The sequence below is a fragment of the Mameliella sp. LZ-28 genome (assembly GCF_012274245.1).
In the GTDB taxonomy this organism is placed as follows: Bacteria; Pseudomonadota; Alphaproteobacteria; order Rhodobacterales; family Rhodobacteraceae; genus Antarctobacter; species Antarctobacter albus.
The window spans coordinates 253145-266474 of the sequence record NZ_JAANYX010000035.1; the positions used below are offsets into that span (position 1 = coordinate 253145).

General features: G+C 62.4%; 13 protein-coding genes and 1 tRNA gene. 4 read left to right on the top strand and 10 right to left on the bottom strand.

The annotated features are described in order from the left end of the window. Positions 1-57 precede the first annotated feature (57 nt). Entirely contained in the window at positions 58-927 is an 870-nt protein-coding gene (locus G9Q80_RS23430) for a hypothetical protein (protein ID WP_088715571.1), read from the top strand. Positions 928-972: 45 nt separating this feature from the next. On the opposite strand, the gene G9Q80_RS23435 is transcribed toward G9Q80_RS23430, so the two are convergent. The 4 genes from G9Q80_RS23435 to fabB are packed head-to-tail and all read right to left on the bottom strand — an operon-like array spanning position 973 to position 4074. Further along, positions 973-1647 (bottom strand): FAD-binding oxidoreductase, encoded by a 675-nt coding sequence (locus tag G9Q80_RS23435; RefSeq protein ID WP_088715570.1) that lies wholly within the window; start codon positions 1645-1647, stop codon positions 973-975. A gap of 56 nt (positions 1648-1703) precedes the next feature. Continuing rightward, complete coding sequence (locus G9Q80_RS23440) at positions 1704-2030, bottom strand: hypothetical protein (RefSeq protein ID WP_043144961.1); 327 nt, start codon at positions 2028-2030, stop codon at positions 1704-1706. A gap of 6 nt (positions 2031-2036) precedes the next feature. Continuing rightward, a complete protein-coding gene (locus G9Q80_RS23445; protein ID WP_088715569.1) occupies positions 2037-2825 on the bottom strand; it encodes an enoyl-ACP reductase FabI in 789 nt (262 codons plus the stop codon). A 19-nt stretch (positions 2826-2844) separates the two neighbouring features. Further along, positions 2845-4074: a beta-ketoacyl-ACP synthase I gene (gene fabB / locus G9Q80_RS23450; protein WP_088715568.1), complete on the bottom strand. Its 1230-nt coding sequence runs from the start codon at positions 4072-4074 to the stop codon at positions 2845-2847. Positions 4075-4372: 298 nt separating this feature from the next. Here fabB and G9Q80_RS23455 point away from each other — a divergent pair, with 298 nt between their 5' ends. Continuing rightward, positions 4373-5809, top strand: coding sequence for a P-loop ATPase, Sll1717 family (locus G9Q80_RS23455; protein WP_133066417.1), 1437 nt, complete (start codon positions 4373-4375; stop codon positions 5807-5809). 852 nt (positions 5810-6661) lie between these two features. Here the strand turns inward: G9Q80_RS23455 and fabA are convergent. Beyond that, on the bottom strand, positions 6662-7171 hold the full coding sequence (gene fabA / locus G9Q80_RS23460) for a bifunctional 3-hydroxydecanoyl-ACP dehydratase/trans-2-decenoyl-ACP isomerase (RefSeq protein ID WP_069210334.1): 510 nt from the start codon (positions 7169-7171) through the stop codon (positions 6662-6664). 176 nt (positions 7172-7347) lie between these two features. Between fabA and irrA the strand changes: the two genes are divergently transcribed. Beyond that, the gene (gene irrA, locus G9Q80_RS23465; RefSeq protein WP_043144954.1) at positions 7348-7773 is read left to right on the top strand and encodes an iron response transcriptional regulator IrrA; all 426 of its coding nucleotides are present in this window, start codon (positions 7348-7350) and stop codon (positions 7771-7773) included. Between the two features lie 7 nt (positions 7774-7780). Here irrA and G9Q80_RS23470 read toward each other — a convergent pair whose 3' ends face one another. From G9Q80_RS23470 to G9Q80_RS23480, 3 genes are all read right to left on the bottom strand, one after another. Next, entirely contained in the window at positions 7781-9658 is a 1878-nt protein-coding gene (locus G9Q80_RS23470; RefSeq protein WP_088715566.1) for a bifunctional sugar phosphate isomerase/epimerase/4-hydroxyphenylpyruvate dioxygenase family protein, read from the bottom strand. Beyond that, entirely contained in the window at positions 9655-10503 is an 849-nt protein-coding gene (locus G9Q80_RS23475; protein ID WP_088715565.1) for a shikimate dehydrogenase family protein, read from the bottom strand. The genes G9Q80_RS23470 and G9Q80_RS23475 overlap by 4 nt, the downstream gene beginning before the upstream one ends. Before the next feature lie 98 nt (positions 10504-10601). Next, a tRNA-Leu gene (locus G9Q80_RS23480) sits at positions 10602-10686 on the bottom strand. A 123-nt stretch (positions 10687-10809) separates the two neighbouring features. Between G9Q80_RS23480 and G9Q80_RS23485 the strand changes: the two genes are divergently transcribed. Further along, on the top strand, positions 10810-12177 hold the full coding sequence (locus G9Q80_RS23485) for a COG3904 family protein (RefSeq protein WP_088715564.1): 1368 nt from the start codon (positions 10810-10812) through the stop codon (positions 12175-12177). A gap of 9 nt (positions 12178-12186) precedes the next feature. Here the strand turns inward: G9Q80_RS23485 and G9Q80_RS23490 are convergent, their stop codons facing one another. Next, the gene (locus G9Q80_RS23490; RefSeq protein ID WP_043144950.1) at positions 12187-12726 is read right to left on the bottom strand and encodes a tetratricopeptide repeat protein; all 540 of its coding nucleotides are present in this window, start codon (positions 12724-12726) and stop codon (positions 12187-12189) included. A 30-nt stretch (positions 12727-12756) separates the two neighbouring features. Continuing rightward, positions 12757-13233 carry an Lrp/AsnC family transcriptional regulator gene (locus tag G9Q80_RS23495; protein ID WP_069210339.1) on the bottom strand — a complete coding sequence of 159 codons (477 nt, stop codon included), beginning with the start codon at positions 13231-13233 and terminating at the stop codon, positions 12757-12759. Positions 13234-13330 lie beyond the last annotated feature (97 nt).

Consider the following 13330-nt stretch of genomic DNA (forward strand, 5'->3'; position numbering starts at 1 on the left):
TTGCAATGCACCAGATTTTCACCGATTCTGCCGCAAAAGCCCCGCCAGAGGCCGAACATGTTTTACACGGACATAGATCACTTCCTGTCCCGCGGCACCGAGGCGCTACAACGCGGGCCGATCGCGCTGATCTTTGCCGAGGACGGGACCGAGCTGAACACCACCCTGCGCCATCACCGGCATTGCGGTTTCCGCAGCGTGGTCCTCTTCGGCGAGGCCGAGCTTGCCGTGCCCGATGATCTGCGCGGCAAGGTCCATCACGTTGCCCATGACATGCGCAGGGACGGCGCCGTGCAGACGGCGGTCAACCGCCTGATGCCCCGGGCCGCGGGCCAATGGCTCTATTACTGCTATAATGCCGAATACCTGTTCTTTCCCTTCTCGGAAAACCGCACGGTCGGAGAGATGCTGGCCTTCCACGCCGAGGAACGGCGCGACGCCATGCTGACCTATGTCGTCGATCTCTACGCCGGTGATCTCAATCGGCACCCGGATGCGGTATCGCTGGATGACGCCTGGCTGGACCGGTCGGGCTATTACGCGCTGGCCCGGCCCGATCCGACACACCACAACCACCCCAAGGAACGGCAACTGGATTTCTTCGGGGGGCTGCGCTGGCGGTTCGAGGAACACGTCCCCGAAACCCGGCGCAAGATCGACCGCATCGGCATCTTCCGCGCCAAGCCGGGGCTGACCCTGCGCGACGATCACACCTTTTCCGACGAGGAATACAACACCTACGCCTGCCCCTGGCACAACAACCTGACCGCCGCCATCGTCAGTTTCCGCACCGCCAAGGCGCTGAAACGCAACCCCGGCTCCACTTTCGACATCCGCAGCTTCCGCTGGCACAATTCAACCCCGTTCGAGTGGCACTCGCGGCAATTGCTGGATCTCGGCCTGATAGAGCCGGGGCAATGGTTCTGACGACCCCTGCGTAGGGCGGGGGTCACCCCGCCGGCGGCACGCGGATCAGCCGAAATCCTCGGTCACGATCCGGTCTTCGGGAACGCCGATCTTCTTCAACTCTTCCGGCATCGCCTCGACCATCGGGTCGGGCCCGCAGACATAGCAGACGTCCCGGTCCGGATCGACAAAGTCGTCCAGCATCCCGGCGTCGATCATGCCGCGCGCCAACGGGCTGCCCTTTTCCTCCGTCACGGTCCAGTGACAGCGCAGTCCCGGCATGGCCTCGAAGGTGTTGCGCATCACGATGTCCCGCTCGCACTGGTTGGAAAACAGCAGCGTGTTGCCCTCCAGCGTGCCCTTCTCGGCCAGCTTCTTGCGCAGGATAGAGATAAAGGGCGTCACACCCGCGCCCCCGGCGATAAAGACGCCGTCACCCTTGTCCTCGATCGCGCCCCAGGGGTCTCCGATCAGCACGTTTTCCCCCGGCTGCAAATCGGCGATCTGCTCGGTCACGCCGTCATGTTCCGGGTAGGACTTGATGACAAATTCCAGCCGCTCCTCGTCGGGCAGGCTGGTAAAGGTAAAGGGCCGCTGCTCCTCGCGCCAGCCATCACGGTCGAGCGCGAAATCCGTGGCCTGTCCGGGCGCATAGTCATAGCCCGCGGGCTTTTCAAAGGTCAGGCGACGCACGTCATGGGTCAGCCGGTCAACGCTTTGCAGTTCGATCTTGTATGTCATGGAAACCTCCAATCTCTTGGAGGGTCAACGCCCGATCCGGCGCCGGGTTCCGGGGATTACAGCGCGGCGCCGTAGGTGCAGATCGCGCCGTGCCCGTCCGTCGCGCGCACCAGCCGGTCATTTCGATAGACCGCGTGGACGTAGCGCGCACCGCCGTCATAGGCGTAGCTGATGCAGGCCTCGTCCCAGTTCGCCGGGTTGCGCTCGTATCCCGCATCGAGACCAAAGACACCCTCGGCCTGTGCCGGGGACATGCCGCTGGACAGCTTGCGCGCCTCGGGGCCCTGCCCGCCGCCCGTGCTGCCGCCGACGGCGGTCGCGCCTTCCATGCAGCCACCCAAGGCTAGCAGCGTCCCAAGGATCAAGACAAAACGCAACATCATCGCCCCTTACAGGTTTTCCAGCTGCGGCATCCCGATCGTGTGATAGCCGCCGTCCACCATGATGATCTCGCCCGTGGTATAGGCGCCCGCGTCCGAAATCAGCCAGACCGCCGTGCCGCCCACCGCCTCCAGCGTCGCGTTCGACCGCAGGGGAGCGTTCATGCCCGTATGCTTGTAAGTCCGCCGCGCGCCGCCGATGGCCGCGCCCGCCAGCGTCTTCATCGGTCCGGGGGAAATCGCGTTCACCCGGATGCCCTCGGGACCCAGGTCGTTCGCCAGGTAGCGCGTCGTACTCTCCAGCGCCGCCTTGGCCACGCCCATGACGTTGTAATTCGGCACGACGCGCTGGCTGCCCAGATAGGTCAGCGTCAGCATCGTCCCGCCCTCCGTCATCAGCGGATGCACCCGCCGCGCCACCTCGATGAAGGAATAGACGGAAATATCCATCGAATTCTTGAAGTTGGCGCGCGAGGTGTTCAGGAACCGCCCCGCCAGTTCCGTCTTGTCCGAATAGGCAATCGCGTGGACAAGGAAATCCACCCGGTCCCAGCGCTGCCCCAGCGCGTCAAAGGCCGCATCCAGCGAGGCATCGTCGGTCACGTCCACGTCGACCATGAAATCCGACCCGACGCTCTGCGCCAGCGGCTCCAGCCGCTTGCCGAACGCCTCCCCCTGGTAGGTAAAGGCCAGTTCCGCGCCCGCCTCATGGCAAGCCTTGGCAATTCCCCAGGCGATGGAACGATCGTTCGCAACGCCCATGACAAGCCCGCGCTTGCCTTCGAGACTAATGGTCATCCCACTCTATCCGCGCATATCAGTCATTAAATCGCGACAGCACCATCGAACCGTTGGTGCCGCCAAAGCCAAAGGAATTCGTCATCACCGAGTCGAGCCCCGCGTTCTCCACCAACCCCGTGGCGATCTCGGCGGGTTTCAACGCCGGGTCCAGCGTCTCGACGTTGATGGACGGAATGATGAAATCATGTTGCAGCGCCAGCAGGCAATAGATCGCCTCCTGCGCACCGGTCGCGCCCTGGCTGTGGCCGGTCATCGACTTGGTCGACGACACCGGCGGGGTCGTCCCTTCGCCAAAGACGCGCCGCACCGCCTCGATCTCGCCCACGTCGCCCACGGGGGTCGAGGTGCCATGCGCGTTGATGTAGCTGACCTTGCGGCCCTCCGGCAGGGTGGACAGCGCGATCCGCATCGCCCGCTCGCCGCCTTCGCCCGAGGGGGCCACCATGTCCGCCCCGTCGCTCGTCGCGCCGTAGCCGGTGACTTCCGCGTAGATCTTGGCGCCCCGGGCCTTGGCGTGCTCCAGCTCCTCCAGCACGAGGATGCCGCCACCGCCCGAGATCACGAAGCCATCCCGGTCCTTGTCGAAGGCCCGGCTGGCGCGCTCCGGCGTGTCGTTGAACTTCGACGACATGGCACCCATCGCGTCGAAGAGGCAGCTCAGCGTCCAGTCCAGCTCCTCGCCGCCGCCCGCGAACATCACGTCCTGCTTGCCCAGCATGATCTGCTCGGCGGCGTTACCGATACAATGCAAGCTTGTCGAACAGGCCGAGGTGATCGAGTAGTTGATGCCCTTGATCTTGTAGGCGGTCGAGAGGTTCGCGCTCACCGTCGAGCACATGCATTTCGGCACCGCGAAAGGCCCGACCCGCTTGGTCGCGCCGGTTTTCAGCACCGTCTCATGCGCCGTCAGCATCGCGCTGGTCGACGGCCCACCAGAGCCCGCCACGAGGCCGGTGCGCGGGTTGACGATATCGCTTTCTTCAAGGCCCGCATCCGCAATCGCCTGCCCCATCGCGATATGGGCATAGGCCGCCCCCGGCCCCATAAAGCGCAGCGTCCGCTTGTCGATATGCTGGGAAACGTCCAAGTCGATGGCCCCGGCGATCTGGCTGCGGAACCCGTGTTCCTTCATCTGCTCGTTGGCAGTGATGCCCGAACGGCCCGCCTTGAGCGAGGCAAGGACCTCTTCGGCAGTGTTGCCGATGCTCGAGACGATCCCGAGCCCGGTGACGACGACGCGGCGCATGGAGCCTCCTCCTGATGTGTCAGGGTCTTAGTAGGTTAGAAGAGGGGGGAGGCGCAAGGAGGGAGGGCTTTGCAAACTCGGCGCAACGTCACCAAGCCGCAGGCTGGACCGGCCCAAACCGGCCCTTGATCTGATGCCGCAGCGCGGCTCGTCAATCCGGTCGTTCGCTGCGCCTGCAAGGTCCTTTCAGTGCGAACACGCATTAGCATGCTCCTTGAGGGCAGCCTGACAATGCTGTATTCAACCCACATAACCCGATTAAAAAAAACCAAACCACATGGCATGAGGCGACACATTGTTGAATGACACGTTCTTAGAGATCGCATCTTGGCCAATTGAGGCACGAGAAGAGAGCGGCAGCGACTATTTCTTTCATTTCAACGATGTATCTTTCATTGAAAAGGGGATAAAAAATTATGTTATAGGCAGGAAGGGGACAGGAAAAACTGCGATTGCTGACTATTTGCACTCACGTCGGTCATACAACAAATTTTCGAGACTCCTTTCTTTCAAGAACTTTCCCTTCAATGCTCTATACAGCTTCGCTGACGAGAGTTACAATCGCCCAAACCAATACATCACAATATGGACATATGTTATATACCATTACATCTGCTCCATGATGGCGGAAAATGAAAAAGTTTTATCAAGATGCAAGTTCGACCTGAAAGAAGCGTTTCAGTTTGAGGTCAAAGGGGCGCTTTCGCAGTCGGTGAAAAACATCACCTCCAGAAACTACGGCTTAACAATACTTGGAACAGGGGTGAATTTTGCCGAAGAGACAGGTGAAGATCAGTTTGATTTCATAAGAGCGAATGAAGCCCTAAAAGGATTCATTGAAGAGCACATAGATGACAGCGATTACTTTATCATTTTTGATGAACTTGACGAGGATTATCGGGATATTTTAAGCCCTGACCGCAAAGATGGCTACTTTGAGCTACTAATCAGCCTTTTTAAGGCAGTACAGAATATTCGAGCTGAATTCTCGGGATCGCATGCTAAGATAAGGCCAGTCATATTCTTGCGAGATGATATCTTCGATTTGTGCCGGGATGTCGACAAGAATAAATGGCTCGATAGAGCCGTCACCTTGAAATGGGATGAAAGTCAACTTCGGCAAATGACAAAATACAGGCTCTCTCAGGCCCTATATAGAACTGGATCGCCTGTTGAACCCGATGAGGCTTGGGATGCCGTTTTTTCCGTCAATAAAACTCGCTTTGGAACTAGTGGGAAAAACTCATCGGACACGTTTCGCTTTATACTCGGAAGGACTTTTCTCAGGCCGCGCGACGTTGTGAGCTACATAAGAGAATGCGCGAAGATTGGGATGTCGCTGGATGGAAGTCGCAGGATCAGCAATCAGGTAATTAAGGGTGCTATCGAGGGACACTCCTCATATATGAGGAGAGAAATAATTGACGAGGTCTTCCCGGTTATGGAAGACATATCAGAGACCCTTGATGTTCTTGCCAAGATAAGAAAGCAGGTCTTTTCAAGAAAGGAATTCAATGATCGATACAGAGAGTATCAAAATCAGCTTCCTGACCAAGACCGCAGCAAGATATCAGAAAGTCAGGTCTTGAAGATACTCTACCATTTCAATGTGATAGGAAACGTAACTTCCGGTGGGCATCGGATTTTTGCTTACAATAGCCAAGTTAAAGTTTTAAATATGGACGAGAGTCTCTGTGTTCACGGAGGGCTCATCAGGAGCCTAGGCATTTCCTGATTTCGCATCACTCAGTAAATATTCACACGATAACGATCTGGCGCTTTCAAAAGCATTTTCTTGACTTTCGCATCTTCTAAAAGGGTGGCTACTTATCGGACTTTTGCGTCCAGCGCAGTGAACGTCCGAAATCCGCCCTCTGTGTGGACCGCCCCATGCCCGGCAGCTTGAGCCAGACTGAAAGCCCGCGTCCGTGTTTGAAGCAAAGAGTGTTCGCACATGCAAAGAATGTCCGAAAACCGCCCAACCTGCAGGAAATAGGAGAGCCGAGTTGGATTGGGAGAGTCCCAACTGGCCCAACCCAGACTCATACGTTACTGCTACCGCACCCTGTAGCGGAACAAGCCCGAAGGGCGCCGCGCCATCATGCCAGCGGTATGTCTCCGACATGACGGGCCGCCCCGTCGCACCGAAGGTGCGCCGCGTATATTGACTCGCCTCCGGCGAGGCGGCACGGCGATTGGTCGGGCCAGCGCATCCGTGTCGATCTTCTTCGGACATGGCGCGGATAAACCAAGAGGCTCCCCGCTCTGGATCGCCGCACCGCGGCCCGTCAATGGCGCGGCTTGCGCTCTGCCCCAGCGACAACTCCTTGGGCCGGGCGTCAAATCGGCAAAGCCGTAGGGCGGGGGTCTCCCCGCCGCCACACCTCGTCACACGCGCCGCACCAGCCCCTCAAACCCACCCGCAAGGCACGCCGGAACGGAGGTCTTAACAAACCGCTACCGCTTTGTACAAAATGCTGGAATCGATGTACGATTTGTACAAAACGTACAGACTGATCGGTTCACTTTTGCCCCTCGGGAGGGGGATTTTCACCCCACCCGGTCGGAGTACGCAGGGTCCCCGAAATCAGCTCTCGGACAGGGCCACCTTCATGTCCTTGACCTCGTAGATGACCTCTCCATCGGCCTCCACGATCCCGTCCGCGACGCCCATCGTCAGCCGCCGGGTCTGCACCGCCTTGGTGAAATCCACCTTGTAGGTCAACATCTTGCGGTCCGGGCGCACCATGCCCTTGAGCTTGACTTCACCCACGCCCAGCGCATAGCCCCGCCCCGGCCAGCCGCGCCAGCCCAGGTTGAAACCGGTCAGCTGCCACAGCCCGTCCAGCCCCAGGCAGCCCGGCATGATCGGGTTGCCCGGAAAATGGCACTCGAAGAACCACAGGTTGGGGTCGATGTCGAACTCGGCCACAACATGTCCCTTCCCGTGCAGGCCCGCGTCCCCGGAAATATCCGTGATCCGGTCCATCATCAGCATCGGCGGTTCCGGCAGCTGGGCATTGCCCGGCCCGAACAATTCGCCCCGGGCGCATTTCAGAAGGTCTTCCTTGCCGAAGCTGGTGGGATAATCGGCCATGCAGGCGGGCCCTCTCTTTGTTGCACAGTCAAAACCTTGCCCCGTCTAGCACCGCGTTTGCAAGCCATGCAAGGGCGCCACCGCCGCAGGCGCCGCGTCCGACGGCAGGAAACCCATTGAATTTCCCCACCATGCGGCTTTATATATGCTCTGCAATGCAACGCCCACAGCGAGAGATGATGTCCGAGGCGATCGAGCGCGGCAAGACATGGCTGGGACGCAGCGACCTGCGCCCCACACGACAGCGCGTCGCGCTGGCGGCTTTGCTTGTCGGCGACGGAAACAACCGTCACGTCACCGCCGAAAGCCTTTTCGCCGCCGCCAAGGACAGCGGCGAGCAGGTGTCTCTTGCCACCGTCTACAACACGCTCAAGGCCTTCTGCGACGCGGGCCTGATGCAGGAAGTCACGGTGGACGGGTCACGCAGCTACTTCGACACCAACACCCACGATCACCCGCATTTCTTCTGGGAAGATCGTGGCGCGCTGACCGATGCACCGGCGGACCAGCTGGAAATCACCCGCCTGCCAGAAGCGCCCGAGGGCTCGGAAATCGCCTCTGTCGAGGTGGTCATCCGCCTGCGACGCAAGACCACGGACTGACTTCCCCCTAGACGCTCGGCATTCCCTTGCCCCGCATCAGGCGTTTCTGTGCCGCGATCCGGAAGGGGGCATTGGACGCGCCATAGCCAGCGTAACCATCGCGCCGCTCCAGGATCTCGATGAACATGCCCCCCGCGAAGGGGCGCGAGTACAGCTGGAAGAAGGCGCCGTTTTCGTCACGGTCGTAAAGGATGTTGAACCGGCGCAGCGCCTCCAGCATCCCCTCGTCGATGTCGAAACGGGACATGAGGTCGGCGTAGTAATTCTCTGTCATCGGCAAGGGGTCGAAGCCGCGTGCGGCCAGCGCCTTGGCCGTGGCGAAGATATCCGCGCTTTCCAGCGCCAGGTGCTGCACCGGGGCGCCAAAACTCTCTGCCAGAAAAGCCCCGGCAAAGGTGCGGTGCGTTTCCGCCCCGTTCAGCGTGATACGCAGCCCGCCCGCCTGCAATGCCTGGCTGCGCACCAACCCGTCCGGGTCGGTCACGTCCACCATCGGCGCCTTGGCCATCTCGAAGAGCGATGTATAGAAGAGCGACCAGCTGAGCATCTCGTCATAGGTCATGGTCTGGGCAATGTGGTCGACACGCCGCAGGCCCGCACCTTCGCCCGCCTCGGCCAGGGTTTCGAACTCCGCCGACCAGACATCGGCCTGCCCGCTGTCGAGGAAATGCAGCAGGCTGCCGCCCAGACCGCGGATCGCGGGAATGGCCAGCTGCCCGGGGCTGGCCGGTTGCGCGAAAGGCTCGCCCCCCAGCGCGCTTGCCCGCGCAACCGTATCCCTGCCTGACCCCACGCGCAGCCCGATATCGCAGACGCTGGTGCCGCGCGCATTGTAGACCGACCCGGCAAAATCGCCCGGTTCCTCGTTGATCAGCACGCGGATTTCGCCCTGCTGCCAGAGCGTCAGCGCCTTGGACAGGTGCCGCCCGACGCGCGTGAACCCCAGCGCCGCCAGCAGCGCGCCAAGGTCCTCGGCCTCTTTCCCGCGCGAGGCGAACTCGACAAAGCTGACCCCGTCGACCGTCACACGCGCCGGAAACTCCGGCAGGTCCACGCCAGTCGAAGGTTCGGCCCGGCGCAAGTCATCCATCAGCGCCACCAGCGAACGAAAGCCGTCCCGCGCCACGCTGCCCGGCAAGCCCCCCCGGAACTGGTCGTTGAAGATTTCCAGGCTGACCGGCCCCGCGTAGCCCGCCGCCATGACCGCCCGCATGAAGCCTGTCATGTCCAGGTCGCCCTCGCCCGGCATGTTGCGGAAATGGCGTGACCAGTACAGCAGGTCCATGTCGATCCGCGGCGCATCCGCCAGCTGGACAAAAAAGATCCGGTCACCGGGAATACGCCGGATCGTCTCCGGGTCGATGCCCCTCGCCAGGGTGTGAAAACTGTCCAGGATCAGGCCGATGTTGGGATGATCGGCACGGCGCACGATCTCCCAGGCGTCGCGGTGGTCGTTGACGTGCCGCCCCCAGGCCAAGGCCTCGTAGCCGACGCGAATGCCACGATCGGCGGCGATCTCTCCCAGCTCTGCGAAATCCTCTGCCGCGCGGTCGATGCCGCCCAGGGCCTCGGGGTGGACCGACGAACAGAACAGCACCAGGTCTGCGCCCAGCTCTTGCATCAGGTCGAACTTGCGCCGCGCCCGGTCAAAGGCCTTGTCCCGCAGCGGGCCCTGCGGCAAGCCCTCGAAATCGCGGAACGGCTGGAACAGGGTGATCTCCAGCCCGTGATCGCGGATCAGGGCGCCCACCTCGCGCGGGCTGCCCGCATCTGCGATGAAATCCTGTTCGAAGATCTCGACCCCGTCGAAACCGGCGGCGGCGATGGCCTCCAGCTTTTCGCGCAGGTTGCCAGAAACAGAGACGGTGGCAATCGAGGTCTTCATGCCGCGTCCTCGGCCTGCAGCGCCGCGCGCAGCGCAGGTTCGTCCAGCGGCAGACCGGCGAAATGCGCCCAGGCATGCACGCCCTGGTAAAAGAACAGCTCCCAGCCCGAAATGACGTCCAGCCCCTCGGCGCCAGCGTCGGTCAGGAACTGGGTGTCCACGGGCGTATAGACCGCGTCGAAGGCCCAGACCGCCCCCGCCATCGCAGCGCGGGGCAGCGGCGTACCCTCGTACCCCACCATGCCGACCGGGGTGCAGTTGACCAGCCCGCCCGCGGCTGCAGCCAGGGCCGCGGCGTCCGTGCCCGTCACCACCTTCATCTCGGGGGCGGCCTCGCGCAGGGCCTCTGCCAGCGCCTCGGCCTTGGCCAGATCACGGTCCACCAGTCGCAGTTCGGGCGCGCCATGCCGCGCCAGCCCAAACGCCACGGCCCGGCCAACACCTCCGGTGCCGATCATCAGCACCGGCCCTGTGGGTGCCTTGCCCCGCACCCGTTCATAGGCCGCGATGAAGCCCGAGAAATCGGTGTTGAATCCGCGTGGCCCGTCCGGCTCGAAGATCACCGTGTTGCAGGCGCCCATCGCCTGCACCAGCGGGTCATCCACCCGCAGCCGCGCCGTGACGCGCTCCTTGTAGGGGTAGGTCACGTTGATGCCGCGGTATCCCCCCGCGACACATCGGTCGAAGACCTGCTCGAAATCCTCGCCCAAATCCCTGGGAACCAGCCTGTCGTATTGCACCGCAATCCCGTTCTGGGCACCTGCCAGCCGGTGCAGCACCGGAGCCCGCGACCGGGCGATATTGTCACCGATCAGCCCCAGAAGCAGCGTATCACTATCGGTCATGGCAGGCCCTTTCCCGTCTGCGCGTGGCGTGATCATGGCACGGCAGCCCCTCCGCTCCAAGCGGCACGCATACCTCTGCCCCTGCCGGAAGATCCGACTGGTACCCGCGGCCGGACTCGAACCGGCACGGCATAAAGCCTGGGGATTTTAAGTCCCCTGTGTCTACCATTCCACCACGCGGGCCAGTGGCGCGAACATAGCCGCCCTGCGGGCCGTGTAAACCGGAACCAGTCCCGGCAGAGGCATCGCTTGTCCGCTCTGGCCCTGACGATATGCTGGCACTGCCAAACCAGCAAAGGGCACTCCATGCGCCATCCGTTTCTCCTGTGTCGCTTTCTTGCAATCCTCGCACTTTGGCTGGCTGGCAGCGCGACCCTGGCTGCGGATTTCAGCAGGGGCGGCAACAGCGTCATGGGGTGCGACGTTACGCTGAGCGGCCAGATCACCAGCGGGGATGCCGCCAGGATGGACAGCTACCTCGACGCGATCGACCTCCCCTCTGGCTATATCCGCACGTCGGTGCTCTGCCTGGACAGCCCTGGTGGCGGATATTCCGAGGGCATCAAGCTGGCCGAGATCATCAGCCGTCGCGGCCTGGCGACCGCCGTCGGACCCGGCCAACGCTGCGAAAGCGCCTGCGCGCTGGCCTTCATGGCCGGGCGCATTCTGGCAGGGGATGGCTACTCCGAGGCGAAACGCCGTTTGCATCCCGCGGGTCAACTTGGGTTTCACGCGCCGGGCCTGACCGTCGACAACGGCACCTACACAGAGCAATCCGTGGCCCGGGCCTACGAGGTCGCGGTGCTCAGCGTGCGTGAATTGATCGAGTTCCGGAAGCGCGCCAGCCTCAATTTCCCCGAAACCCTGCTACTCGAGATGCTGGGCACTCCACCCAGCCGGATGCGGCGGATCGAAACCGTGGGGGATGCCGCCCTCTGGAAAGTCGAGATCTTTCCCGTGGGCAATCCCCGGTCCGGCGCCGCCGAGATGGTCTGGAACGCCTGCTCGAACCTGCAAGGTTATGTCCAGGGGTCCCGGCCACGCAAAGAACCGGTGCCCGCCGACACCATCGGCGACATCCGCAGACAAGGGACCACCGTCACGATCCGGTCGGGCATCGGGTTCCTGGGCGAAGGTCAGCCCCGATGCCAGATCACCCTGGGCGGCACGGGCTACGTCGACAAAGACGCCATCGGCTATATCGACTTTCCCGAAGCCGGCATCCCCGGGTCCTTTACCGCGCTCTACAAGACCATGCTCTTTGCGCCCGACACACGCATCTCCGACCTCCCGGCACCGCAGCAACGCGACAGGGAAAACTTGCTGGCCCGGTTTACCACACCGCGCCACTCCCGGGGCGGCGCATCCTGCGGGCTGACCGGGCAGCGGGCGCGCGTGACCAACGTCCGGGAATACGTGAACATGCGTCAAATGCCGGACTTCGACGCGCCGGTTATGCGTCGGCTACTACTGGGGGCAACCGTACAGGTTTTCGGCAATCCGATCATCACCAACCTGGGCGGAATGCGCGCCGCCTGTGCCGACGCCTGCCGACCGGCCGGAACCGGCAATCTGCAGATGATCCGGCGCTGCATCGACAGCAACAGTATCTGGATCAACATCATGGACAGCCGCGGCGTCCGCGGCTTTGTCAGCCGGCAGTTCCTGGACTAGCAGGCGGCGTCACAGGTCTTCCCCCGGCAGCGGCTTCAGCAGGGCGCGTTCCGCGAGCCAGGGATTGATCGCCAGCGCCGCACGCAGGGCGACCTGCGCCTCTTCCTCGCGGCCCAGGGCAAACAGCGTCACTGCCTTGCCCGACAGGGCGCCGATGTGCCGCGGGTTCAGTTCCAGTGCGCGATCCAGATCGGGCAGCGCCGCCGCGAAATCCTCACGCAGGAAATTGACAAAGGCGCGCTGGTTGTACCCCTCGGCGTAGAAGGGGCAGTAGCCCACTAGCGTGTCCAGCCGGTCCAGCGCGCGCAGGAAGTCATAGCGCGCGCGGGCGCGCATCGCCTCGTCCAGCATGGCCTGGCTGGCCTCGTCCGGGGCGTTGTCCCAGTACCCCCACATCCGGTTGGTGATGAGCCGCGCGGTGGTTTCGTCGGGCGCGACCAGCAGCGCCTCGTACAGTGGATCCATCTCTTCGCTGTGATCCGGCGCGGTGGGGCAGCCATCCGCCAGGACAGGCGCGGCCAGACAAGTCAGGGCAAGGGCGAGTCTCATACACAAAGGGTGGCACGGGCTGCCCAAGGGTCAAGTCACATCCGCGACACCCTCTTCCTTGACCGCTTCCATTGCCACGAAGGTCGAGGTCGAGGCCACTCCTGGCAGGGTCGAGACCTTTTCCGCCAGCACCCGGCGATAGCTGGGCATGTCCTGCGTCCGCACCTTCAACAGGTAGTCGAAGTTGCCCGCGATCAGATGCGCCTGTTCGATCTCGGGGATCGTGGTGATCGCCGCGTTGAACCGGGCCAGCGTGCCCTCGCGCGTATCGACCATGCGCACCTCGACAAAGGCGACATGATCCAGCCCCAGCCGGATCGGATCCAGCACCGCGCGATAGCCCCGGATGTACCCGGCCTCTTCCAGCCGCTTCAGGCGCGTCTGCGTGGGCGATTTCGACAGGCCGATGCGCCGCGCCAGTTCCGTGACCGAAATGCGCGCCTCGCCCGCCAGTTCCGCCAGGATCGCCCGATCAAAGCGATCAAGGTCCGAGATTCCCGATTCCATCGCATTTCCCCGAAAACTTGGGCCAAACATCAAGTCCACCCAGAAAAAACAGTCAAACGTCCCGCGACTCTCCGGGTATCTTACACCAAAGTCCGGT

Bases quoted from the DNA above. Each gene is read 5' to 3' on its own strand.
- G9Q80_RS23430 (WP_088715571.1), top strand. From the start codon at position 58: ATGTTTTACACGGACATAGATCACTTCCTGTCCCGCGGCACCGAGGCG.
- G9Q80_RS23435 (WP_088715570.1), bottom strand. From the start codon at position 1,647: ATGACATACAAGATCGAACTGCAAAGCGTTGACCGGCTGACCCATGAC.
- G9Q80_RS23440 (WP_043144961.1), bottom strand. From the start codon at position 2,030: ATGATGTTGCGTTTTGTCTTGATCCTTGGGACGCTGCTAGCCTTGGGT.
- G9Q80_RS23445 (WP_088715569.1), bottom strand. From the start codon at position 2,825: ATGACCATTAGTCTCGAAGGCAAGCGCGGGCTTGTCATGGGCGTTGCG.
- fabB (WP_088715568.1), bottom strand. From the start codon at position 4,074: ATGCGCCGCGTCGTCGTCACCGGGCTCGGGATCGTCTCGAGCATCGGC.
- fabA (WP_069210334.1), bottom strand. From the start codon at position 7,171: ATGGCCGATTATCCCACCAGCTTCGGCAAGGAAGACCTTCTGAAATGC.
- irrA (WP_043144954.1), top strand. From the start codon at position 7,348: ATGATGTCCGAGGCGATCGAGCGCGGCAAGACATGGCTGGGACGCAGC.
- G9Q80_RS23470 (WP_088715566.1), bottom strand. From the start codon at position 9,658: ATGAAGACCTCGATTGCCACCGTCTCTGTTTCTGGCAACCTGCGCGAA.
- G9Q80_RS23475 (WP_088715565.1), bottom strand. From the start codon at position 10,503: ATGACCGATAGTGATACGCTGCTTCTGGGGCTGATCGGTGACAATATC.
- G9Q80_RS23485 (WP_088715564.1), top strand. From the start codon at position 10,810: ATGCGCCATCCGTTTCTCCTGTGTCGCTTTCTTGCAATCCTCGCACTT.
- G9Q80_RS23490 (WP_043144950.1), bottom strand. From the start codon at position 12,726: ATGAGACTCGCCCTTGCCCTGACTTGTCTGGCCGCGCCTGTCCTGGCG.
- G9Q80_RS23495 (WP_069210339.1), bottom strand. From the start codon at position 13,233: ATGGAATCGGGAATCTCGGACCTTGATCGCTTTGATCGGGCGATCCTG.